Source organism: Microbacterium arborescens, from assembly GCF_049707515.1.
In the GTDB taxonomy this organism is placed as follows: domain Bacteria; phylum Actinomycetota; class Actinomycetes; order Actinomycetales; family Microbacteriaceae; genus Microbacterium; species Microbacterium arborescens_B.
In genome coordinates, this window is record NZ_JBNAFI010000007.1 from 175679 (window position 1) to 197826 (window position 22148).

At 70.1% G+C, this 22148-nt stretch carries 24 protein-coding genes and 1 tRNA gene; 8 read left to right on the forward strand and 17 right to left on the reverse strand.

The window, feature by feature from the left end; all coding sequences use genetic code 11:
* Positions 1-79: 79 nt before the first annotated feature.
* Together ACPYN5_RS14140 and ACPYN5_RS14145 are read left to right on the forward strand one after the other, a co-directional pair.
* A complete protein-coding gene (locus ACPYN5_RS14140) occupies positions 80-331 on the forward strand; it encodes a hypothetical protein (protein WP_424449619.1) in 252 nt (83 codons plus the stop codon).
* Between the two features lie 48 nt (positions 332-379).
* A complete protein-coding gene (locus ACPYN5_RS14145) occupies positions 380-1507 on the forward strand; it encodes a GNAT family N-acetyltransferase (RefSeq protein WP_424449620.1) in 1128 nt (375 codons plus the stop codon).
* Here ACPYN5_RS14145 and mutM read toward each other — a convergent pair.
* The 6 genes from mutM to ACPYN5_RS14175 all read right to left on the reverse strand — a co-directional run bounded on the left by mutM (position 1455) and on the right by ACPYN5_RS14175 (position 6529).
* Positions 1455-2351 (reverse strand): bifunctional DNA-formamidopyrimidine glycosylase/DNA-(apurinic or apyrimidinic site) lyase, encoded by an 897-nt coding sequence (gene mutM / locus ACPYN5_RS14150; protein ID WP_424449621.1) that lies wholly within the window; start codon positions 2349-2351, stop codon positions 1455-1457. The genes ACPYN5_RS14145 and mutM overlap by 53 nt on opposite strands.
* Positions 2344-3036: a ribonuclease III gene (gene rnc, locus ACPYN5_RS14155; protein WP_424449622.1), complete on the reverse strand. Its 693-nt coding sequence runs from the start codon at positions 3034-3036 to the stop codon at positions 2344-2346. Before rnc ends, mutM begins: the two co-directional genes overlap by 8 nt.
* An 11-nt stretch (positions 3037-3047) precedes the next feature.
* Positions 3048-3257, reverse strand: coding sequence for a 50S ribosomal protein L32 (rpmF, locus tag ACPYN5_RS14160; RefSeq protein WP_424449623.1), 210 nt, complete (start codon positions 3255-3257; stop codon positions 3048-3050).
* A gap of 2 nt (positions 3258-3259) precedes the next feature.
* Complete coding sequence (locus tag ACPYN5_RS14165; protein WP_424449683.1) at positions 3260-3757, reverse strand: YceD family protein; 498 nt, start codon at positions 3755-3757, stop codon at positions 3260-3262.
* A gap of 105 nt (positions 3758-3862) precedes the next feature.
* Positions 3863-4360, reverse strand: a complete 498-nt coding sequence (gene coaD / locus ACPYN5_RS14170) for a pantetheine-phosphate adenylyltransferase (protein WP_424449624.1) — start codon at positions 4358-4360, stop codon at positions 3863-3865.
* A gap of 9 nt (positions 4361-4369) precedes the next feature.
* Positions 4370-6529, reverse strand: coding sequence for an ATP-dependent DNA helicase RecG (locus ACPYN5_RS14175; protein ID WP_424449625.1), 2160 nt, complete (start codon positions 6527-6529; stop codon positions 4370-4372).
* Positions 6530-6591: 62 nt separating this feature from the next.
* Here ACPYN5_RS14175 and ACPYN5_RS14180 point away from each other — a divergent pair, with 62 nt between their 5' ends.
* Together ACPYN5_RS14180 and rsmD are read left to right on the forward strand one after the other, a co-directional pair.
* Positions 6592-7206: a 1-acyl-sn-glycerol-3-phosphate acyltransferase gene (locus ACPYN5_RS14180; protein WP_424449626.1), complete on the forward strand. Its 615-nt coding sequence runs from the start codon at positions 6592-6594 to the stop codon at positions 7204-7206.
* Positions 7203-7793, forward strand: coding sequence for a 16S rRNA (guanine(966)-N(2))-methyltransferase RsmD (gene rsmD, locus ACPYN5_RS14185; RefSeq protein ID WP_424449627.1), 591 nt, complete (start codon positions 7203-7205; stop codon positions 7791-7793). Before ACPYN5_RS14180 ends, rsmD begins: the two co-directional genes overlap by 4 nt.
* Here rsmD and thiL read toward each other — a convergent pair.
* Positions 7763-8758, reverse strand: a complete 996-nt coding sequence (gene thiL, locus ACPYN5_RS14190; protein WP_424449628.1) for a thiamine-phosphate kinase — start codon at positions 8756-8758, stop codon at positions 7763-7765. The genes rsmD and thiL overlap by 31 nt on opposite strands.
* A 54-nt stretch (positions 8759-8812) precedes the next feature.
* Between thiL and ACPYN5_RS14195 the strand changes: the two genes are divergently transcribed.
* Positions 8813-9322 (forward strand): DUF3515 family protein, encoded by a 510-nt coding sequence (locus ACPYN5_RS14195; RefSeq protein WP_424449629.1) that lies wholly within the window; start codon positions 8813-8815, stop codon positions 9320-9322.
* A 23-nt stretch (positions 9323-9345) separates the two neighbouring features.
* On the opposite strand, the gene ACPYN5_RS14200 is transcribed toward ACPYN5_RS14195, so the two are convergent.
* The 7 genes from ACPYN5_RS14200 to ACPYN5_RS14230 all read right to left on the reverse strand — a co-directional run bounded on the left by ACPYN5_RS14200 (position 9346) and on the right by ACPYN5_RS14230 (position 16947).
* Complete coding sequence (locus ACPYN5_RS14200; RefSeq protein ID WP_424449630.1) at positions 9346-10446, reverse strand: D-alanine--D-alanine ligase family protein; 1101 nt, start codon at positions 10444-10446, stop codon at positions 9346-9348.
* Entirely contained in the window at positions 10346-11482 is a 1137-nt protein-coding gene (locus tag ACPYN5_RS14205) for an NAD(P)H-dependent glycerol-3-phosphate dehydrogenase (protein WP_424449631.1), read from the reverse strand. Before ACPYN5_RS14205 ends, ACPYN5_RS14200 begins: the two co-directional genes overlap by 101 nt.
* Positions 11472-12236, reverse strand: coding sequence for a lysophospholipid acyltransferase family protein (locus ACPYN5_RS14210; RefSeq protein WP_424449632.1), 765 nt, complete (start codon positions 12234-12236; stop codon positions 11472-11474). The genes ACPYN5_RS14205 and ACPYN5_RS14210 overlap by 11 nt, the downstream gene beginning before the upstream one ends.
* Positions 12237-12239: 3 nt before the next feature.
* On the reverse strand, positions 12240-13607 hold the full coding sequence (gene murA / locus ACPYN5_RS14215; RefSeq protein WP_424449633.1) for a UDP-N-acetylglucosamine 1-carboxyvinyltransferase: 1368 nt from the start codon (positions 13605-13607) through the stop codon (positions 12240-12242).
* A gap of 71 nt (positions 13608-13678) precedes the next feature.
* Positions 13679-14275, reverse strand: a complete 597-nt coding sequence (gene leuD, locus ACPYN5_RS14220; protein ID WP_424449634.1) for a 3-isopropylmalate dehydratase small subunit — start codon at positions 14273-14275, stop codon at positions 13679-13681.
* 2 nt (positions 14276-14277) lie between these two features.
* Positions 14278-15726, reverse strand: coding sequence for a 3-isopropylmalate dehydratase large subunit (gene leuC, locus ACPYN5_RS14225; protein WP_424449635.1), 1449 nt, complete (start codon positions 15724-15726; stop codon positions 14278-14280).
* Between the two features lie 150 nt (positions 15727-15876).
* Positions 15877-16947 (reverse strand): TerC family protein, encoded by a 1071-nt coding sequence (locus tag ACPYN5_RS14230; RefSeq protein WP_424449636.1) that lies wholly within the window; start codon positions 16945-16947, stop codon positions 15877-15879.
* A 114-nt stretch (positions 16948-17061) separates the two neighbouring features.
* Between ACPYN5_RS14230 and ACPYN5_RS14235 the strand changes: the two genes are divergently transcribed.
* Both ACPYN5_RS14235 and ACPYN5_RS14240 read left to right on the forward strand, forming a co-directional pair.
* Positions 17062-17622: an RNA polymerase sigma factor gene (locus tag ACPYN5_RS14235; RefSeq protein ID WP_424449637.1), complete on the forward strand. Its 561-nt coding sequence runs from the start codon at positions 17062-17064 to the stop codon at positions 17620-17622.
* Positions 17619-18725, forward strand: coding sequence for a DUF4349 domain-containing protein (locus tag ACPYN5_RS14240; protein WP_424449638.1), 1107 nt, complete (start codon positions 17619-17621; stop codon positions 18723-18725). The genes ACPYN5_RS14235 and ACPYN5_RS14240 overlap by 4 nt, the downstream gene beginning before the upstream one ends.
* Before the next feature lie 152 nt (positions 18726-18877).
* On the opposite strand, the gene ACPYN5_RS14245 is transcribed toward ACPYN5_RS14240, so the two are convergent.
* Positions 18878-18953 (reverse strand) — tRNA-Glu (locus ACPYN5_RS14245).
* Positions 18954-19074: 121 nt separating this feature from the next.
* Here ACPYN5_RS14245 and ACPYN5_RS14250 point away from each other — a divergent pair.
* Positions 19075-19713 (forward strand): MBL fold metallo-hydrolase, encoded by a 639-nt coding sequence (locus ACPYN5_RS14250; protein ID WP_424449639.1) that lies wholly within the window; start codon positions 19075-19077, stop codon positions 19711-19713.
* A gap of 65 nt (positions 19714-19778) precedes the next feature.
* Here the strand turns inward: ACPYN5_RS14250 and ACPYN5_RS14255 are convergent, their stop codons facing one another.
* Positions 19779-20048, reverse strand: a complete 270-nt coding sequence (locus ACPYN5_RS14255) for an HPr family phosphocarrier protein (RefSeq protein ID WP_424449640.1) — start codon at positions 20046-20048, stop codon at positions 19779-19781.
* A gap of 12 nt (positions 20049-20060) precedes the next feature.
* The gene (locus ACPYN5_RS14260) at positions 20061-22139 is read right to left on the reverse strand and encodes a PTS fructose transporter subunit IIABC (RefSeq protein WP_424449641.1); all 2079 of its coding nucleotides are present in this window, start codon (positions 22137-22139) and stop codon (positions 20061-20063) included.
* Between the last annotated feature and the right edge of the window lie 9 nt (positions 22140-22148).

Genomic DNA, 22148 nt, shown 5'->3' on the forward strand with positions numbered 1-22148 from the left:
CCGGGCCGCAGCCGTCGGCTGCACCCGCGACGAGTCATCCGTCGCATCCGCAATTCCGCCCTCACCGAACGAGGACACCATGAACACCGTCGTACAACGACGTCCCGAGGTCGTGCCCGCGCGACCTGCCATCCCCGAGCAGACGGCCCTCGGCCGTCCGACCCTTCTCCAGCGTCTCGCATTGCGCGTGGCGCTGCGCCTGATCGTGTGGAGCGCGAAGCGCGGTGCGAGCTCCGCACCCGATGTCGCATACCGCCGCGAGCAGCTCGCCGCCCGTGAGGCGCGCGAGCGGCTCTGGATGCACGACTACCTGCTCACCCGCTTTCGCTGAATCGCGTGGGGTCTCGCTCACGAGACCCCACGCCGTCGAGAGAAGACCATGAACGACATCACGTCACACCTCGAGCTGCGCGCTCTCCCCATACCCGGCAGCATCGACGATCCGACCGCGGCGGACTTCCGCGAGATGGTCCGTGTCCGCAACCTCGTCTACCGCGAGATCACCGGCGGCGATGACGACGACGCGGGGCCCGAGGAACTGCTCCCCCACTACCGGCCGACGCCGGACGAGACCCGCTACCTCTGGCTCGCGGTGTGGGACGGCCGGATCGTCGGACGTGTCGGTCTCGACATCCCGCACGAGGAAGGATCCGACACCGCGTACTGGTTGATCGAACTGCTCCGCGAGGTGCACGGCCGAGGGATCGGCACCGCTGCGTACGATCTCATCGAGCGCACGGCGCGCCGGCACGGGCGCCACGCGTTGCAGGCCTACGCCCAGCACCCGGAGCAGACGGGCGAACGCCTGCCCGCACCGACCGGATACGGCGACATCCCGCTCGATCACGGTGCGCGCTTCATGCTCCGTCACGGCTACGCGCTGGAGCAGATCTACCGGAAGAGCGAGCTCGATCTCCGCGACTCGCGCGAGGTCGTGGATGCTCTCCGAGAGCGAGCGGCCGCGGCGGCATCCGGCTACCGGGTGGTCTCCTGGACCGCCCCGACGCCGGCCGAGTTCGTCGAGGGATATGCCTGGCTCAAGTCCCGCATGTCGACGGACGCGCCTTCGGCGGGCCTCGATGTGGACGAAGAGGCGTGGGACGCGGCGCGACTCGCGCGCCACGACGCCCGCTACGTCGAGGCCGGCCAGACGCTTCTGGTCACCGCAGCACAGCATGTCGAAACGGGCGAACTCGCCGCGTTCAACGAGCTCATGATCAGCGCCGACCGGACGCGTGCGACACATCAGCACGACACCCTCGTCGCGGGCACCCATCGAGGTCACCGTCTGGGGATGCTCGTGAAATGCTCGGCGCTGGTCGCCTGGCGCGACATCGCTCCCGACTCTCCGCGCGTCATCACCTACAACGCCGAAGAGAACCGGCCGATGCTCGACATCAACGAGGCGATCGGCTTCCAGGCGGTGTCGTACGAGGGCGCCTGGCAGAAGCGGATCACGACCGACGTCGCTGGCACCGCGGACAGTAGTGCGACGAGCGGTTCGTGAACGCCACGCGCACGATGGCCGAGCCGCACCGCGAGCACTCCGCTCCGGTGCGGCCGTACGCCTCGAGCGAGTGCGCGAAGTAGCCGGCCTGGCCGTTGACGTTGACGTACTGCGCGTCGAAGCTCGTCCCGCCTTCGGCCAGCGCCTTCGTCATGACGGCGACGACAGCCTCGATCAACCGCCCGCGCGATGCACGCGATAGCAGCGACGCGGGCGTTTCCGGATGGATGCGCGCTGCCCACAGGGCCTCGTCGGCATAGATGTTGCCGATGCCGCTCACGACGCTCTGGTCGAGCAGCACCCGCTTGATGCCCGATGCGCGCCGCGCGAGCTCGCGATGGAACCGCGCGTTCTCGAACGCGGGGTCCAGCGGGTCGCGCGCGATGTGCGCGACCTGGGTCGGGATGTCGGTCGCGGTCGTGCCCCGACCCGCCGGCGCCCCGTCGACGGTGGGCTCGAGGTCGTCGACCGCGAGCGACCCGAAGGTGCGCTGGTCGACGAAGAGCACCGCCAGCTCGCCGTGCTCGGGGTGCACGATGTCCCACCGGATGCGCTCGTGCCGCTCGGTCGGGGCGCCCGGTTCGCGCAGCAGCATCTGACCGCTCATCCCGAGGTGGGCCACGACGGCCCGCCGGGTTCCTGCGATGGGGAACCAGAGGAACTTCCCGCGTCGGGCCGCGGCGGCCAGAGTTCGGCCGGTGAGCTCGCGCTCGAAGGACGCCGGCGTGTCGGCATGACGTGTCAGCGCGCGTGGGTCGAGCACGGCGCAGCCCTCGATGCGCGCACCCACGATCGCCGGCTCGAGGCCCGCCCGTACGACCTCGACCTCGGGAAGCTCAGGCACGAGCCGAGAGCACGTGCCAGACCGCGAGGGCCGCGGCCATCTCCGCCTGCTTCTTGCTGGTGCCGACGCCCTCGCGCGACACGTCGCCGACAGTGACGGTCGCGGTGAAGACCCGGTGATGATCCGGCCCCGACGCCTCGACGCGGTACGCCGGCGGCGCGACGCCGAGATGGGCGGCCAGTTCCTGCAGCGACGTCTTCGGATCCATGGCCGCGCCGTACCGTGCCGGATCCGCCAAGAGCGGTGCGACCAGTCTCAGCACGAGTTCCTGCGCGCGATCGGGGCCTGCTGAGAGGAAGGCAGCGCCGATGACGGCCTCCATGGCGTCGGCGAGGATCGAGTCCTTGTCCCGGCCGCCGGTCTGGGTCTCGCCGCGACCGAGCAGGATGTGGTCGCCGAGCCCGATGGCCCGGGCGACCTCTGCGAGAGCCACCGTCGACACGACGCTCGCGCGCCGCTTCGCCAGAGATCCCTCATCGAGGTCGGGGTGCGTGCGGAAGAGGTGCACGGTCACCGCCTGGCCGAGGATCGAGTCGCCGAGGAACTCGAGCCGCTCGTTGTGCGGCGAGCCGCCGTTCTCGTACGCGTACGACCGGTGGGTCAGGGCAAGCGACAGAAGCTCGGGGTCGATGTCGACCCCGAGCTTGTCGGTGAGCGCGGAGCGCTCCACAGTGATGTCAGTCACGCCGCTCGTCGTCAGACGTCAGTGACCTTGCGACCCTTGTACTCGAGGAACAGCTCGGTGCCCTGCGAGTCGGTGACGACCTTCGCCTGGTGGGGACGGCTGTAGACGACCTTGCCGTTCTCGATGGTCTTGACGAGGGCGGGCGCCTCGGCCTTCCACTGCGCGCGACGCGAACGCGTGTTGGAGCGGGAGACCTTCCGCTTCGGGGGGTTACCTGCCATGGCTAGCTCTTCTCTGTGTCGGGCGCGACGCGGTGGTCTGCGTCGTCGTGGTCTGGGGTGTAGGCCGTCAGCGCGGCCCAGCGCGGATCGATCTGCACCTGCTCAGCAGGTTCCGTTCCCGACACCAGCTTCTCACCCGTGGCCGGGTCGAGCCCGGGGCAATCCGGCTGGCATACCGGTTGGAACGGAAGCGCCAGGACGATCGAATCCCTGACCGGAGTTTCAAGATCCACGTGGTCGTCTTGAACCTCGAAGTCGGACGCTTCGTCCCCAGAATACCCGAAGAGCTCCTGAAACTCGATTCGGAGGGGGCGTGTCAGGTCCGTGAGGCAGCGGCCGCAGACGCCTTCGTAGATCGTGTCGGCCTCAGCAGTGGCGAGGATACCCTCGTGCACCGACTCGAGACGGACCTCGAGATCGATCGGCTGACCGGCCGCGACGAAGACGAGGCCTTCGCCCCACTTCTCGGGTGCGGGCACGCTGAAGGCGAATTCGCGCATCTCCCCCGGCTGGCGCACGATGTCGCGCACGGGGATGACGAATGGTCCGGTGACGTGCTTTCTACCCACGATCGACCATGGTAGTCGCCGTAGCAGCGGCGGGACTCAGATGCCGCGGGATCCGGTGTCGAGGAACCGAGCGACGGGGCCGGGAACGAACGGCGAGACGTCGCCGCCGAGCGATGCCACCTGCCGCACGAGGGAGCTCGAGACGAGCGCGTGCGCCGGGTCGGGCAGCAGGAAGACGGTCTCGATCTGCGCCAGGTGGCGGTTGACGATGGCCATGGGCGTCTCGTAGGCGACATCCACTTGCGACCGGATGCCCTTGACGAGGATGCCCGCGCCGACGTCGGTCGCGTAGTCGACCAGCAGGCCCATGCTCCACGCCGCGACGACGATCTCGCCCTCGATCCCGGCGTCGTCGATCGACTGCTCGATGAGCGCCTGACGCTGAGCGATCGGGAGCATCGCCTCTTTGCCGGGATTGTGGACCACGAGGACATGGAGCTGGTCGTACAGGCCCGCCGCGCGACGGATCACATCGAGATGGCCGAGGGTCGGCGGGTCGAAGGAGCCGGGCACGACCGCGATCCGGTTGCTCATGGTCCGAGCCTAGTTCCTGTGCAGCGCGCCGCGCTGCTCCTCGCCCAGTCGTCGAGCGATCGCGGCCGCGAGCCCGGGGTGACGCGAGAGATCGGGGTCGTCACGCAGGACGAGCGCGGCCTCGTCGCGCGCGTGTGCGATGAGGTCGGCGTCGGCGACGACACGGAGCAGTCGCAGCGACGAACGTGCCCCGGATTGGGCATCGCCGAGGACGTCGCCCTCGCCGCGCAGCTCGAGGTCGACCTCGGCGAGCGAGAAGCCGTCGGTCGTGGCGGCGACGGCCTCGACCCGCGAACGCGCGGGCGTGTCGGGATCGGACTCGGTCACCAGAAGACACAGTCCCGGCACGCTGCCGCGGCCGACGCGACCGCGGAGCTGGTGCAGCTGCGAGACGCCGAACCGTTCGGCCTCGAGGATCACCATCGTGGAGGCGTTCGGGACGTCGACGCCGACCTCGACGACGGTCGTGGCCACGAGCACGTCGATCTCGCCGCGCGCGAAGGCCTGCATGACGGCATCCTTCTCGTCCGCCGGCATCTTGCCGTGCAGTGTCGCGACCGTCAGGTCGGCGAAGGCAGGATGCTGCGCGAGCATCGCGCTCGCCTGCACGACCCCCCACCGGGTGCGGGTGCGGGTGCCGTCGTCGAGCATGCCGGCATCGTCCGTATCGTCGACGACCGCCTTCTCGGCATCGATCGCCGCGCACACGACGAACGCCTGCCGTCCAGCGGCCACCTCTTCGGCGACACGCTCCCAGACACGGCCGAACCACCCCGGCTTCTCGGCGAGGGGCGCGACGAATGTGGAGATGCCCGCCCGGCCGGTCGGCATCGTGCGGATCGTCGACACGTCGAGGTCGCCGAACACCGTCATCGCCACGGTTCTCGGGATGGGCGTCGCCGTCAGGACCAGCACGTGGGGCGACGTGCCTTTCGCTCGGAGCGCCTCGCGCTGCTCCACCCCGAACCGGTGCTGCTCATCGACCACGACGAGCCCGAGGTCGGCGAACGTCGTCGACGCACTCAGCAACGCGTGGGTGCCCACGATGATGCGCGCCTGACCGGATGCCGCGCGCAAGGCCGCTCTGCGCCGCTCGGCCGCCGTCTGGGTGCCCGTGAGCAGGGTCGGCATGAGCTCGGGGGCGAGGCGCGGCCCGAGCATCTTCGCGATCGATCGCACGTGCTGCGCCGCGAGGACCTCGGTCGGCGCGATGAGCGCCGACTGCCCGCCCGATTCGGCGACCTGCAGCATCGCGCGCAGGGCGACGAGGGTCTTGCCCGATCCGACCTCGCCCTGAACGAGGCGGTTCATCGGCCACTCGTTCTCGAGATCGGCGGCGATGACGTCGCCGACGTCGATCTGGTCGGGCGTGCGTTCGAACGGCAGCGCGGCGTCGAACTCGGACAAGAGCGCTCCGGCGGGGCGCGAGGTGGCTGCGAGCTGACGCACCTGGGCGCGATGCTGCAGCAGGGCGGCCTGCAGCACGAACGCCTCGTGCATGCGCAGCGTCGCGAACCCGGGCCGCACGTGCTCGGGCACGACCGGGGTGTGCACCTGGACGAGAGCGCTGCGGGCATCGAGGAGCTGCTCGCGCGCGCGCAGCTCGTCGGGCAGCGGGTCGGGCACATCGCCGAGGCGGCTGATGACCTCGGCGATGATCTTGCGCAGCTGCCAGCTCGTCACCGTGCTGGTCGCGGAATAGATCGGGATCGGCTCGAGGCTGCGGGCGACGGCCGTCACCCGCGCCTCGACCTCGTCGTCGAAGAGCTCGTAATCGGGGTGGGCGAATTGCTGCTTGCCCTTGAACACGCCGACCTTGCCGGAGAAGATGCCCTGCCGCCCCACTCGGAGCTCCTGCAAGCGCCACTTCTGACCGAAGAAGGTCAGCGTCGCCTCGCCGACGCCGTCGCTGATGATGACCTCGATCAGAGAACCGCGCCGCTGTCGCATCGGTCGCTCCGACACCGACTTCACCTCGGCGACGATCGTCGCCATCTCGCCGACCGGCAACGAGGAGATCGGCGTCAGCTCACCCCGCCGCGCGTAACGACGCGGGTAGTGCGCGAGGAGGTCTCCGACCGTTGTCATGCCGAACGCACGCGACAGGGTCGCGGCCACCTTCTCGCCCACGGCCTCCGTCAACGGTGTTTCCAGGACGACCTGCGGCATGCCCACGAGTCTAGGCACGAGGTCGGACACCCTGCCGCCCCGCCAGGCTCTACGGTAAGAGCATGCTCCGACGCGCGATCGCCCGCCTCTTCTGGACGTTCAGCCGCTGGCGCCTCGTCAGCACTCCGGCTCCCACCCGGCCCACGATCCTCATCGGGGCGCCGCACACCTCGAACTGGGACTTCGTCCTCATGCTCGCCATCGCGTGGCGCCTGCAGGTGCCGATCCGGTGGCTCGGGAAGAAGAGCCTCTTCCGCGGCTGGCGCGACGCGCCGATGCGGCGGCTCGGAGGCATCCCCGTCGATCGCGACGACCCGTCGCGCGTCGTTGCCGATGTGCTCGCGCAGATCCGGGCCGGCGAGGTGTTCGGCCTCGTCATCACGCCCGACGGCACGCGCGGCTCGCGCACCGGGTGGAAGTCGGGCTTCTACCGCATCGCACGCGCCTCGGGCCTGCCGGTCACGCTCGGGTACGTCGACCGGCCGACCATGACGGCGGGCCTCGGGCCCACGATCGAGCTCACGGGAGACATCGCCGCCGACATGGCCGTCATCCGCCGGTTCTACGCCGACAAGGCCGGGTATCGACCCGAGCTGCGCAGCGAACCGCGCCTGCGCGACGAGGACGGTCGCGGCACCGCCGAGGAGGCGACGCGCGGCACGGTGGATCCGTCATGACCCGCATCATCGCCGGCGCCGCGGGATCGATCGCGCTGCGGGTGCCCGATCGTGGGACGCGACCCACGAGCGATCGGGTGCGCGAATCCCTGTTCGGAGGCCTGGACGCGTCGGGCATCCTCGACGGCGCGCACGTACTCGATCTCTACGCGGGGTCGGGGGCGCTCGGGCTCGAAGCCCTCAGCAGGGGCGCCGCGTCTGCAGACCTCGTCGAGAAGTCGGCGTCGGCCGCCGCCGTGACCGAGCGCAACGCCCGGACCGTCGCCCGCGCCGTCGGCTCGGCATCCGTCCGCGTGCACCGCAGCAGCGCCGACTCGTTCCTGCAGACGACGTCGGCCCGGTTCGACCTCGTGTTCCTCGATCCGCCCTACGACCTCGACGACGACGCCCTCTCGGCGACGCTCGCGCTGCTTCCGGCCGCCGTCGCAGGCGGCGGGGTCGTCATCGTCGAGCGCGCCTCGCGGTCTCCGGAACCGCGCGTCCCCGAAGAGCTGCGCCCGCTGCGGTCCAAGCGCTACGGCGACACCACGCTCTGGTGGTACGAGACCGACGACGGTCAGCCGCCGGCGCCGTCCCAGTCCCGGTAGGGATCCCACCCTCCCGCGGAACGCTCCGGGCGCCCGTCGACGAGGAGCGGCTCCGGACCCGCGGCGTTGACGGATCCGATCCGGCGGAATCCGACGGGAAGCGTCGTCGACGGGAACGTCGCGAGGAGCGCGTGGTCCTCGCCGCCGCGCAGGGCACGATCACTGTCCTCGCCCAACGTGCGCCGGTCGATGTCGAGCGTCACCCCCGAGGCGCGCGCGAGGCGTCGCGCGTCGAGCACCAGGCCGTCCGAGACGTCCATCATCGCGGTCGCTCCGGCACGGGCCGCAGCCGCGCCCGACGAGATCGGCGGTCGCGGCCGAAGCTGACCTCGGACGGCGTCGCGCTCGTGAGGTCGGAGCGACTCGGCGTCGACGGGGAGGGCGTCACCGTCCTCTCCGCGGAACCGCTCGAACAGGATGTCGAGGCCCGCCGCCGCGACGCCGACATCACCGCAGATCGCCAGCGTGTCCCCCGGCCGCGCGCCCGAACGCAGGACCGGGGCCCGGCCCGGCTCGAGCTCGCCGATCGCCGTGACCGCGATCGCGAGCGTGTCCGAGCTCGTGAGGTCGCCTCCCGCGACCCGGCATCCCGGTGCGAGCTCGTCGCACGCCTCGCGCAGACCCGCCGCGAGATCGCCGACGAAGCCGATCGTGGTCTCGGGCGGCATGGCGAGAGCCACGAAGAGGGCGACCGGCCGAGCGCCCATGGCAGCCACGTCGGCGAGGTTCACCGCGGCGGCCTTCGCGCCGAGGTCGGTGCCGGACGACCATGCCAGGCGGAAGTCGGGCCCGTGGATGAGGGTGTCGGTCGTCACGACGACGCGAGCGTCGGCGAGGGCCAGGACGGCGGCGTCGTCGCCCGGCCCGACGAGGGCATCCGAGGGACCCAGCCGCTCGAGGATCAGGGAGAGGACGGCCTCCTCCGACAGGGAGCCGACGGGGGTACCAGGATCGACGTCGGGCATGCTCCCACGCTACCGCCGCCGCGCCCGCGGCGTCGGGCGCAGTACCCTGGAGGGATGCCGCGCCGCACGATCCCCGCCCTCCTGCTGGCCTCGGTGACCATCGCTCTCGCCGGGTGCGCCGCCACGGTGAACGTCCCTGCCGCGCCGGAGGCGAACGCGGCCGAGTGCGCCGACGTGATGGTGCGCCTGCCGCAGTCGGTGGACGGTGCCGAGCGCCGGTGGACCGACAGCCAATCGACGGCGGCCTGGGGTGACCCGGCGACCGTCATCTTCTCGTGCGGGGTCGCGACTCCGGGGCCCACCACGCTCCGTTGCGAGTCGGTGTCGGGCGTCGACTGGGTCATCGACGAATCCGAGGCCCCGCGGTTCCGCGTCGTCTCGTTCGGTCGGACACCGGCCGTGGAGCTCTTCTTCGACACCGAGGTCAGCAACGACGTGCAGGGAGTCTCGAGCCGCGCGGTCCTCGACGCGCTGTCGCCGATCGTGTCGCGACTCCCCCGCGACGGCGGCGAATGCGTCGACCGCGCCGAAGCGACGCCCGTACCGTCGCCCGTCGGCCCCTGACGCGCGGACGGATCGGGACGCGCTCAGACGCGTTCGGGGACGCGCGACAACGCGACCTCGATCAGCTCGGAGATGAGGTCGCGGTAGCTCAGACCCGACGCGATCCAGCACTTGGGGAACATCGAGATCGGTGTGAAGCCGGGCATCGTGTTCAGCTCGTTGACGAACAGGCCGGCTGGGGTCTGGAAGAAGTCGACCCGTGCGAGCCCACGTCCATCGACGGCGGTGAACGCCGCCACCGCCATGCGCTGCAGCGCCTCGATCTCGCCGTCGGTGACATCGGCCGGGCACACGACCTCAGCGCCGTCGCCACCGAGGTACTTGCCCTCGAAATCGTAGAACTCGCGCGTCGTGAGCACGATCTCGCCGGGCAGCGACGCTCGCGCGGGCTCGTCGCCCCGGCCCTCCAGCACGGCGACCTCGACCTCGCGCCCGACGATCGCCGGTTCGATGAGCACCTTGTCGTCCTCCGCGAACGCGAGCTCGAGGGCGGCGTCGAGCTCGGCGGGCTCGTGGACCTTCGACACGCCCACGCTCGATCCGGCGCGTGCGGGCTTGACGAAGCTCGGGATGCCCAGGGCTGCCGCATCCGCCCGCACGCCCTCGGGGTCGCGACCCCACCGTGCCCGGTCGACGGTGATCCAGGGCGCCACGGGGATGCCGGCGGCCTGCAGCACGATCTTCATGAAGTGCTTGTCCATGCACAGCGCGGAGTCGAAGACACCGCCGCCTGCATAGGGCACCTGGAGCGTGTCGAAGAAGCCCTGGATCGTGCCGTCCTCGCCGTGTGGCCCGTGCAGGATGGGCAGCACGACGTCGATCTCGCCGAGCGCGTCGATGGCGCCGTCGGTGCGCCCCACCCGCAGTTCGCGGCGCCCACCCGGCTCGGGCCACAGGATGCGCGTGCCGTTGTCGACGACCTCGGGCATCCGTTCCGGGTTCAGGGCGAACTTGTCGGCATCGTCGTCCTCGAGCACGAACGCGCCCTCGCGCGTGATCCCGACGGGGATCACCCGGTACTGCTCACGATCGATGGCGCGAAGCACTCCCGCCGCCGTGGCGGAACTGATCGAGTGCTCGCTGGAACGCCCGCCGAAGAGCACCGCTACTGTCGTCGTCGCCATGGGGGGTCCTCTCGCCGGTCGGCTTGTCGTCGTCGGTGGTCAGGTGGGGCGCGATGTCGCGCGGGTTCATCGTGCCGTCGAGGACCATCTTGACCTGCTCCACGATCGGCATCTGCACGCCCGCGGCGCGGGCCAGTGTCAGGATGGGCGCCACCGACGCGAGTCCCTCGGCGGTCTGATCCATCTGCTTGACGACGTCCTGGAACGAGTATCCCTGCCCGAGCAGGCGCCCCGCGGTGTTGTTGCGGCTGAGCGGCGACTGGCACGTCGCGATGAGGTCGCCGAGCCCGGCGAGGCCCTGAAGGGTCTCGGGGTGGGCGCCCTGCGCCACGGCGAAGTCGGTCATCTCGACCAGACCGCGCGTGATGATCGAGGCCTTCGTGTTCTCGCCGTATCCGACGCCGTCGACGATGCCGATGGCCACCGCGATGAGGTTCTTGAGCACACCGCCGAACTCGGTGCCGATGACGTCGGTGTTCACGAACGAGCGGAAGTAGGCGTTGCGGGAGCGCAGCGCGACCGCCTCGGCGGTCTCCTGGCTGGCCGAGGCGATGACGGCCGCCGTCGGCTGCTCCCGCGCGATCTCGAGGGCGAGGTTGGGCCCCGAAGCGACCGCGATGCGCTGCGGATCGCAGTCCAGACCCTGTTCGATCACCTGGCTCATGCGCAGGCCGGTGCGCTTCTCCACACCCTTCATGAGCGAGACCACCGGCATGGTGCCGCCGGCGATCAGGGGACGGATCGCCGTGAGGTTCTCGCGCAGCGCCTGGCTCGACACGGCGAGATACACCTGCTCGGCGCCCTCGAGCGCCTCGGAGAGGTGATGGGTCGCCGTCATCGAACGCGGCAGGTTGATGCCGGGGAGGTAGCGGCTGTTGCGCTTGCCCTCGCGGATCTCGTGGGCGAGCTCCGCCCGACGCGCCCACATCGTGACCTGCGCGCCGCCGTCCGCCAACACCTTCCCGAACGTCGTGCCCCAGCTGCCCGAGCCGATCACGGTGACGCGGGGGCTGGCTGTCTCGGTCTTACGGCTCAAGGCGCCCCGTCTCCTTCTGACCGTGCTGACCGGGGTTCCAGCGCTCGGCGGGGGGCCGCTCGCCGCGCAGCTCGCCCAGCAGGCCCGCGATGCGCGCCATCACCGCATCCGTCGCCGCCACCAGCTGCATCGGCGACGGGGTCGTCCCCGAGACCAGGGGCAGGTCGACCCGCGGACCGAACCGCACACGCACCCGCTTGCGCAGCGGCCACACGCTGAACTTGCCGTAGCGCGGCAGGATCGCCTGCACGCCCCAGGTCGCGACGGGGATGACCGGGATGTCGCCCGCGACGGCGACGCGGACCGCGCCCGACTTGCCGCGCATGGGCCACAGATCGGGCTCGCGCGTGAGGGAGCCCTCCGGATAGACGATGACGCCGCGTCCGTCGGCCACGAGCGCCGCCGCCTGCGAGATCGCCTGCCCGGCTGCCGAGGCCGAGGTCGTCCGCGACACCGGGATCATGCCGAGACCCTTCAGCACCGCGCCCACGACGGGAACACGGAACAGACTCTCCTTCGCCATGAACCGCGGGGCTCGGCCCAGCCGCCAAGTCGCGACGGCGATGATGATCGGGTCGAACTCGCTGTAGTGATTCGGCGCGAGGACGTACGGACCTTCCTCCGGAAGGTGCTCCCCGCCCTCGATCTCGATCTTGGCGAGCAGGCTCACCGCCGGCAGGACGAGAGCGGCGGCGAGCCAGAACGGGGTCGGCTTCGTCTTCTCGGCGGACGCGCGACGGCGGATCTCGGCCAAGGGTCAGCCGATGACGTCGAAGTCGGCGCCGAGCGCTTCGAGCTTGTCGAAGAACTTCTCGTAGCCGCGCCGGATGATGCCCACGTTGCGAACGACCGAGACACCCTCGGCTGCCAGGGCCGCGATGACGTAGCTGTAGCCGCCGCGGAGGTCGGGCACGACGACATCCGCACCGTGCAGCGGGGTCGGGCCCGTGATGACCGCCGCCTGCTCGAGGGCACGACGCGGGACGCGGCGATCCGGGCTCGCGATGCCCTCGGGGTGCACCACGATCTGGGCGCCCATCTTGTTGAGCGCCTGCGTGAAGCCCAGACGGTTCTCGTAGACGGTCTCGTGAACGGTCGAGACGCCCTCCGCCTGGGTGAGCGCGACGATGAGCGGCTGCTGCCAGTCGGTCATGAACCCGGGGTGCACGTCGGTCTCGACGGAGACGGGGCGCAGCGCGCCGTCGCGACGGAACCGGATGCCGTCCTCCTGGATGTCGAAATCGCCGCCGGCCTTGCGGAAGACGTTGAGGAAGGTCAGCATCTCCTGCTGCTTCGCACCGCCGACGAAGATGTCGCCGTCGGTGGCGAGTGCAGCGCAGGCCCACGACGCGGCCTCGTTGCGGTCGAAGATCGACCGGTGGTCGTAGCCGCGCAGCTTGTCGACGCCCTCGATGAAGATGACCCGGTTGGGCTCGTACGAGATGATCGCGCCCATCTTCTGCAGCACCGCGATCAGGTCCATGATCTCGGGCTCGATGGCCGCGTTGCGCAGCTCGGTCGTCCCCTTGGCGCGCACGGCGGTGAGGAGGACCTGCTCCGTCGCGCCCACGCTCGGGTAGGGCAGCTCGATGTCTGCGCCGTGCAGGCCCTCGGGAGCCGACAGACGGATGCCGCTCGGCTGCTTCTCGACGATGGCGCCGAACTTGCGCAGCGCGTCGAGGTGGAAGTTGATCGGACGGTCGCCGATGCGGCATCCGCCGAGATCGGGGATGAACGCCTGACCGAGCAGGTGCAGCAGGGGCCCGCAGAAGAGGATCGGGATGCGCGAGGCACCGGCATGCGCGTCGATCTCCTCGAAGCCGGCCGACTCGGCGCCGCTCGGGTCGAGCCGATACGTGCCCTGGCCGTCGTCGGCGACCGTCACACCGTGCACCTCGAGCAACGAGCGCACCACGGCGACGTCGCTGATGTCGGGGACATCGCGCAGCACGCTCTCGGTCCCACCCAGGAGAGAGGCGACCATGGCCTTCGTCGCGAAGTTCTTCGCACCCTTGACGTCGACGCGCCCGACGAGCGGTCGCCCGCCGCGGATCTCGAGGATCTCGCCGTCTTCGCGACGGTTGCCGGTCTCCGACGTGGTCGGCTCACTCGGGAGAGTGCTCATGCAGGGGTTCCTCACTTGGTGATCGAGGGCGGGACGGATTTCGCCCCACGGTTCGGGGGCGTGGTCCGGGGCTACGCGACGGGGAGTGTCCGAGGTCGCCACGCCTCTCGGCGCGCCTCGAACTGCGCGATCGCCTCTTCGTTGCGCAGCGTGAGCCCGATGTCGTCGAGTCCTTCGAGGAGCCTCCAACGAGTGTAATCGTCGATCTCGAACGGGACGCGGAGGTCGCCCAGGGTCGCCACACGCGCCTCGAGGTCGACCGTCATCCGCACGCCGGGGTCGGCGTCGACAGCGGCCCAGATCGCCTCGCGGTCGGACTCGGAGATCACGCCCGCGAGGAGACCCTGCTTCCCCGCGTTGCCGCGGAAGATGTCGGCGAACTTCGGGGCGAGCACGACACGGAAGCCGAAGTCGCGCAGCGCCCAGACGGCGTGCTCACGGCTCGACCCCGTGCCGAAGTCCGGTCCGGCGACCAGGATCGACGCGCCCGCGAAGGCCGGCTGGTTGAGGACGAAGTCCGGATCCTGCCGCCAGTTGGCGAACAGGGCGTCTTCGAACCCCGTCTTGGTGACGCGCTTGAGGTAGACGGCGGGGATGATCTGGTCGGTGTCGACGGCCGATCGCTTGAGCGGTGCGACGATGCCGGTGTGGGTCTCGAACTTGTCCATGTTCAGGCCTCGACCTTCTCGCGTGCGGGCAGATCACTCGGCGACGCGAGCCGCCCGAGCACGGCGGTGGCGGCGGCGATGAGCGGCGACACCAGGTGGGTGCGCCCGCCCTTGCCCTGGCGACCCTCGAAGTTGCGGTTGCTCGTCGAGGCGCATCGCTCGCCGGGAGCCAGCTGGTCGGGGTTCATGCCGAGGCACATCGAGCAGCCGGCGAACCGCCACTCCGCACCGAAGTCGGTGAACACGCGGTCGAGTCCTTCGGCCTCGGCCTCCAGCCGCACCCGGGCCGACCCCGGGACGACCATCACGCGGACGCCTTCGGCCTTCGTGCGACCCTCGATGACCGAGGCGAACGCCCGCAGGTCTTCGATCCGACTGTTCGTGCACGAGCCCATGAAGACCGCGTCCACCGGGATCTCCTTGAGCGGGGTGCCGGGCTCGAGGTCCATGTACTCGAGGGCGCGCTCGGCTGCGGCCTTCTCGTTCGGGTCGGCGAAGTCGTCCGGCGACGGCACGGTGGCGCTCAGCGACACGCCCTGACCGGGGTTGGTGCCCCAGGTCACGAAGGGTTCGAGGTCGCCGGCGTCGATGAAGATCTCGGCGTCGTAGACGGCGCCCTCGTCGCTCGGCAGCGTGCGCCAGTAGGCGACCGCGTCGTCCCAGTCCTGTCCGGTGGGAGCGTGCGGACGACCCTTGACGTAGTCGAAAGTGATGTCGTCGGGGGCGACCATCCCGGCGCGGGCACCCGCTTCGATCGACATGTTGCACATCGTCATCCGCCCCTCCATCGAGAGGGACCGGATGGCGCTGCCGCGGTACTCGAGCACATAGCCCTGACCGCCGTTCGTGCCGATCTTGGCGATCACGGCGAGGATGATGTCTTTGGCCGTGACGCCTTCCTTCAGCTCGCCCTCGACCGTGATCGCCATCGTCTTGAACGGCTTCAGCGGCAGGGTCTGCGTCGCCATGACGTGCTCGACCTCGCTCGTGCCGATGCCGAACGCCATGGCGCCGAACGCACCGTGCGTCGAGGTGTGACTGTCGCCGCACACCACGGTGATGCCGGGCATCGTGAGCCCGAGCTGGGGTCCGACGACGTGGACGATCCCCTGCTCCGCGTCGCCGAGCGAGTGCAGTCGCACGCCGAACTCCTCGGCGTTCCGCCGCAGGGTCTCGATCTGCGTCCGGCTCGTCAGATCGGCGATCGGCTTGTCGATGTCGAGGGTCGGGGTGTTGTGGTCCTCGGTCGCGATCGTGAGGTCGAGGCGCCGCAACGGACGTCCTTCGGCGCGCAGACCGTCGAAGGCCTGCGGGCTCGTCACCTCGTGGACGAGGTGAAGATCGATGTAGATGAGGTCGGGCTGACCGTCTTCGCCCTTGACGACGAGATGGTCGTCCCAGACCTTCTCGGCCAGGGTGCGCGGGCGCTCGGGCGGGGTGGGGATGCTCATGGGTTTCGTTCTCCTTGCGAACCGGGTCAAGCCCACGACGGACTCCGCGGCGAGGAGGGGCTCAGAACGAGACCTCGCCGCGGCCGCTAAGGAGAAGGCGAGCGATCCGCATGCGGTCAGAATACCACCGGGGTCGGTGGACCCGCCCGGTCATCGGCGCTCGTCCGGCGCGGGGGGCTGCTCGACGGTCGCCGGCGTCCCTTGCTCGTCGGCCACGGCGGCAGCCGCCTCGACAGGGTCGCCGGCGTCGCCGTGGCCGCGGGCGGCGATGAGGCTCGCGACGGTCGCCACGAGCATCGCCCCGATGATGACGCCGAGCGAGACCCACGTCGAGATCTCCGGTGCCCAGGCGATGCCCTCGCCCCCGTTGATGAAGGGCAGCTCGTTCTCGTGCATCGCGTGGAGGATGAGTTTCACGCCGATGAACGCGAGGATGAACGCGATCCCGTAGTGCAGGTACTTGAGCCGGTCGAGCAGGTCGCCCAGCAGGAAGTACAGCTGGCGCAGCCCCATGAGGGCGAAGATGTTGGCGGTGAAGACCAGGAACGGGTCTTGAGTGATGCCGAAGATGGCGGGGATCGAGTCGAGGGCGAACAGCAGGTCGGTCACGCCGATCGCGACGAAGACGATGATCATCGGGGTGAACATGCGCTTGCCGGCCACGACGGTCCGCACCTTCGCGCCGTCGTACTCGTCGGAGATGTCGACGGTGCGCCGGATGATGCGGACGAGGAAGCTCTCCTTCTTCACGTCGCCGTCGTGATCGCCTTCGGGCAGCGCCTGCTTGATGGCGGTGTAGATCAGGAACGCGCCGAAGATGTAGAACACCCAGCTGAACTGCTCGATGATGGCCGCGCCGGCCAGGATGAACAGGCCACGCAGGACGAGGGCGATGATGATGCCCACCATCAGCACCTTCTGCTGGTATCTGCGGGGCACCGAGAACTGGCTCATGATCAGCACGAACACGAAGAGGTTGTCAATCGACAGGCTGTACTCGGTGAGCCAGCCCGCCACGAACTGCCCGGCGTGCTCGACATCGGCCACGGCCCACAGGATGCCGGCGAAAGCGAGGGCGAGCCCGACGTAGAAGAGCACCCACAGCGTCGATTCCTTCGGCGACGGGATGTGGGGCCGCTTGACGATGATGAGCAGGTCGGCGACGAGCACGAGCACCAGGACGACGAGTGCGACGATCTGGAACGGCACAGGGAGGTCCATGCGAGCCTTTCGGGGAGGAACCTCCCGAGACTACACCCGCCCTCCCCCGCCGCCCCGGGTGAGACGGAACGCGACGGCGCGACACTGATGAAGTGAGGGAAGGGACTCAGACGCATGGTCGACACGATCGAACGCGGCGACGCCGAGCTCGTCGAGGCAGCCGCCGCGGGCAGCGAGCATGCGTTCCGCACGCTGTACCGCGCCTACGTGCGGCCGGTGTACTGGCTCGCCCACGGGCTGCTCGGCGACTCCGCCGACGCCGAGGACGTCACGCAGGAGACCTTCCTCGTGGCTTGGCGGAAACTCCCCGACCTCGAGCTCGCAGGTGACTCGCTGTTGCCGTGGCTCGTCACCATCTGCCGGTTCCAGAGCGCGAACCGCATCCGCCGGCGCCAGCGCGAGCGCCGTCTCGCGTCGAACGACGACGCCGCCGACATCGCCGACACGATCGATGTCGAGCGCCAGGTCGCGCAGAGCGACCTCGTCGAGCGGATCCTCGCCGCCGTCGGCTCGCTGAGCCCGCTCGACCAGGACATCTTCCGCCTCTGCGCCGCCGAAGGCTTCGCGTATCAAGCGGCCGCCGACCGACTCGGCGTCACCCACGGCACCGTCCGCAACCGGCTCTCCCGCATCCGCACATTCGTCCGATCGACCGTAGAACCGGAGCAGTCATGAACGATCTCCCCACCCTCGACGACCGGCGAATCGACGAGATCGAGCTGGCCTTATTCGCCGAGATCGCCCGCGAGCGGGCCGAGCGCCGTGTGCGCGAGGATGAGACGTCCTCGCGGACGCGTCGTCGGCGCCGCACCTGGTGGGCCGCGTCGGGAGCGGCAGCCGCGGTGATCGTGGTCGCCGCCGTGATCGCGCCGCAGCTGACGGCGACCACCGGAGGCGCCGCCGGTTCGGCAGCCCCCGTGACGGCTCCCGACTCCACGCTCGAGACATCCCAGAACGGCGACGTCGCACGCGAAGACGGCGACCCGGCCACGGAGTCCGCCCCCTTCGCCCTCGACGACACGGCCGAGGACGGCACCGCCGGGGACGCCACAACCGGCGACGAGACGGTCACGGCAGGCGCGCGCGAGGTCGTCGCGACGGCATCCGCCACCCTGACCGTCGACGACCCCCGGGCGGCCGCACAGGCGATCGCCGACGCAGCGACCGCCGCCGGCGGATACGTCGAATCCGTGAGCGTGGGCAGCGGCACCTCGGCGCTTCCCGGGGACGCCGTCGCCTGGCCCGCACCCTCCGGATCCTCGTGGGTGTCGGTGCGCGTGCCGGCGACGAGCCTCGAGACCGTGATGGACGGCCTTGCGGATGTCGGCGAGGTCGAGACCTCCCAGGTGACGCGGGACGACGTGACGACGCAGGCGATCGACCTGCGTGCGCGTGTCGCGGCGGGTCAGGCCTCGGTCGAACGCCTGACCGCCTTGGTCAGCGAGGCCGCATCGGTCTCCGACCTCCTCGCCGCCGAGTCGACCCTCGCCGAGCGTCAGGCGAGCCTGGAGTCACTGCAGCAGCAGCTCACGGCGCTGGAGTCGCAGGTCGCCCTGTCTTCCCTTTCGGTGCAGCTCGATGCTCCGGCCGAGAAGGTCGACGCCGATCCCGCGGGATTCGGCGACGGGGTGGCGACGGGCTGGAACGGCCTCGTCGCGACCTTCAACGGGATCGTCGTGGGACTCGGGTTCCTCCTCCCCTGGCTCGCCGTGCTCGGCCTCACCGCGGCCCTCGTGTGGCTCGCCATGCGCACCACCCGCCGTCGCCGCACCCGCTGACCCGCCGTCGGCGTGCGCTCTGAGAATCGGCATCCGCTCCGGGAATCGGCATCCCACGCGAAGTCTCGCCGCGGCGAGCGATTCTCGCCGGGAGTCGCGATGAGCGGCGCAGAAATGCGAAACGCCCATCCGGGTGGATGGGCGTTTCGCGATGGTGACCCCAGCGGGATTCGAACCCGCGTTACCGCCGTGAGAGGGCGGCGTACTAGGCCGCTATACGATGGGGCCGTACTTTTCTGTCTTCCCCGGGGCTCCGGAGGCAACCGTTAAAGTATGCCATGCCCCCGCGGATCCGGCAAAATCGAGGCCACCATTGCCCTCTCGGGCGTGTCGGGCGTTGACTGAGGGCATGCACGTCACCAAGCACGAACACGCCTGTGTGCGCCTCGAGCGCGAGGGCAAGACCCTGATCATCGACCCCGGCACGTTCACGCTGCCGCTCAACGACCTGCACAGCGTGGTCGCCGTGGTGCTGACCCACGAGCACCCGGACCACTGGACCTCGCAGCACCTCTCCCGCATCCTCGAGACCTTCCCGAACATCCCGATCTACGGCCCGGAGGGGGTCGTTCGAGCGGCTGCCGGCTTCGACATCCGTGAGGTCTCCCCCGGCGACAAGCTCGAGGCGGGGCCGTTCACCCTCGAGTTCTTCGGCGGGCGTCATGCCGTGATCCATGAGTCGATCCCCGTGATCGACAACGTCGGCGTGCTCGTCGACGACGAGTTCTACTATCCGGGTGACTCCTATGCGGTCCCGAAGGGGGCGGACGTGAAGCTCCTCGCGGCCCCTGTGGGCGCACCGTGGCTGAAGATCGGCGACGCGATCGACTTCGTCCTCGCCGTCAAGCCGCGCCGCGTCTTCGCCACCCACGACATGACGCTGTCGCAGGCGGGCCTCTCGATGGGCCGTGAGCGGCTCACCTGGGCGGCTGAGCAGAACGGCGGCGAGTTCGTCGCCCTCGATCCCGGCGAGTCGACCGACATCTGATCCCGCCACGAACGACGGATGCCGTGGACCCATGAGGTCCACGGCATCCGTGCGTCACGAGCGGTTCAGGCCGCGTCGTGGTCGATCTCGAGGAAGGCGACGAGCTCGTCGAGGGCCTTCTCGGCACCGTCACCTTCGGCCTTGAGCGTCACGACCGAGCCCTTCGAGGCGCCGAGACCCATGATGCTCAGGATGCTGCCGGCGTTCAGGTCGGGGCCGCCCTCGACGGCGATCGTGACGGGCACACCCTTGGACTGCACCTCCTGCACGAAGAGCTTCGCGGGGCGGGCGTGCAGGCCGGAGCTGCTCGCGATGGTGGCGGTGCGTTCTGCCATGGTGGTGTCTCCTCAGACGGTCGCGGTCGCCGCGGCCGGGGCCGGGGCGGTGGAGCTCTTGCGGACGTACTTCTTGAGCACGACGAGCAACAGCGCAGAAACGACGGTACCCGCCAGGAGCGCGACGAAGAAACCCCACACCGGATTGATCGCGAACAGCACGAAGATGCCGCCGTGCGGGGCGAAGCTCTGAACGCCGAACCACATGCTCAGAGCGCCGGTGATGGCACCGCCGACCATGGAGGCCGGGATGACGCGGAGCGGGTCGGCAGCGGCGAACGGGATCGCGCCCTCGCTGATGAACGAGGCGCCGAGAAGCCAGGCCGCCTTGCCGTTCTCGCGCTCGACGGGCGTGAACAGCGGACGGGCGAGGACCGTCGAGGCCAGCGCGAGCGCCAGCGGCGGGACCATGCCCGCCGTCATGACCGCCGCCATGATCAGGTACGGCGCGGGGTTGTCGGTCGAGGCCGCCGCGAGCCCGGTCGTGGCGAAGACGTAGGCGACCTTGTTGATGGGTCCGCCGAGGTCGAAGCACATCATGAGCCCGAGGATCACACCCACGGCGATCAGACCGGCGCCGCTCTGCGTGAGCGAGGTGAGACCGTCCGTCAGCAGTGCCATGAGAGCGGCGATGGGGCGGCCGAGGAAGAGGATCATCAGTCCCGAGGCGACGATGGATCCGAGCAGCGGGATGATGACGACGGGCATCAGTCCGCGGAGCCAGCGCGGCGCCGGCAGGCGTCCGAGCCACCACGCGACGAAGCCGGCGAGGAAGCCGCCGATGATGCCGCCGATGAAGCCGGCGCTCATGGTGACCGCGATCGCACCGGCGACGAAACCGGGGGCGATGCCGGGCCGGTCGGCGATCGCATAGGCGATGTAGCCGGCGAGGGCGGCGACGAGGAAGCCCATCGATGTCGACCCGATCATGAAGGCAACCGAGCCGAGGTACTGCCCGAGTGGACCGAACGGCGACGTGATGTCGGTCGTCGGGAGGTTCCACAGGGCGTTGTCGATGATCACCGTCGAGGCGTTGGCCGTCACCTCGTAGCCGCCGAGCGCGAAGCCGAGAGCGATGAGCAGACCGCCTCCCGCGACGAAGGGGATCATGTAGCTCACGCCGGTGAGCAGGATGCGCTGGATCCTCGCCCCCCACGACAGATTCTGCGACGCGGTGCCCGCATCCGACCCGGCATCCGCCGCTGCACCGCTGACGCGCGCGGCGTTCGGGTTGGATGCCGCGGCCACCGCCTCGCGGATCATCTGCGCGGGCTGCTCGATGCCGCGCTTGACGCCCGAACGGATCACGGGCTTGCCGGCGAATCGCGAGATCTCGCGCACGTCGACATCCGTGGCGAAGATGACGGCGTCGGCGTCGTCGATGACGGATGCCGGCAGGGCCTGGTATCCGCTCGAGCCCTGCGGCTCGACCACGAGGTCGATCCCGGCCGCCTTGCCCGCCGCGGTGAGCGCATCGGCGGCCATGAACGTGTGGGCGATGCCGGTGGCGCAGGACGTGACGGCGACGATGCGGGCCGGGCGTCCGTCGACCGTGAGGTCATCGGCCGGAGCGGCTGCCGGCGCGGTCACCGGCGTCGCTGCCGCCGTCGATGCGGGCGCGACAGCCGGAGCGGCATCGCCCTCGCCGATCGCGGCGCGGACGGTACGCACGACGTCGTCGGCGGAACCTGCTGCGCGGAGGTCGGCGGTGAAGGCATCCTGCATCAGGCTGCGCGCGAGACGCGACAGCACCGCGAGGTGGGCTTCGGCCGCGTCGGCGGGAGCGGCGATGAGGAAGACGAGATCGGCCGGCCCGTCGGGCGCCCCGAAGTCGACGCCGGGCTTCAGGCGTGCGAACGCGAGCGACGCCTGCGTCACCGCTGCGCTCTTCGCGTGCGGGATGGCGATGCCGCCCGGCAGCCCGGTCTCGTCCTTCTCCTCGCGGGCGATCGCGTCGCGGGCGAGGGCGTCGGCATCACCCGCGCGGCCCTGCGCGGCGACGAGGCGCGCGAGCGCGCGGATGATGTCGTTCTTGTCGGTCCCGAGCGGCACGTCGAGGCTGACGAGCTCCGGGGTGATGGTGTCGGACACGGTGTCCTC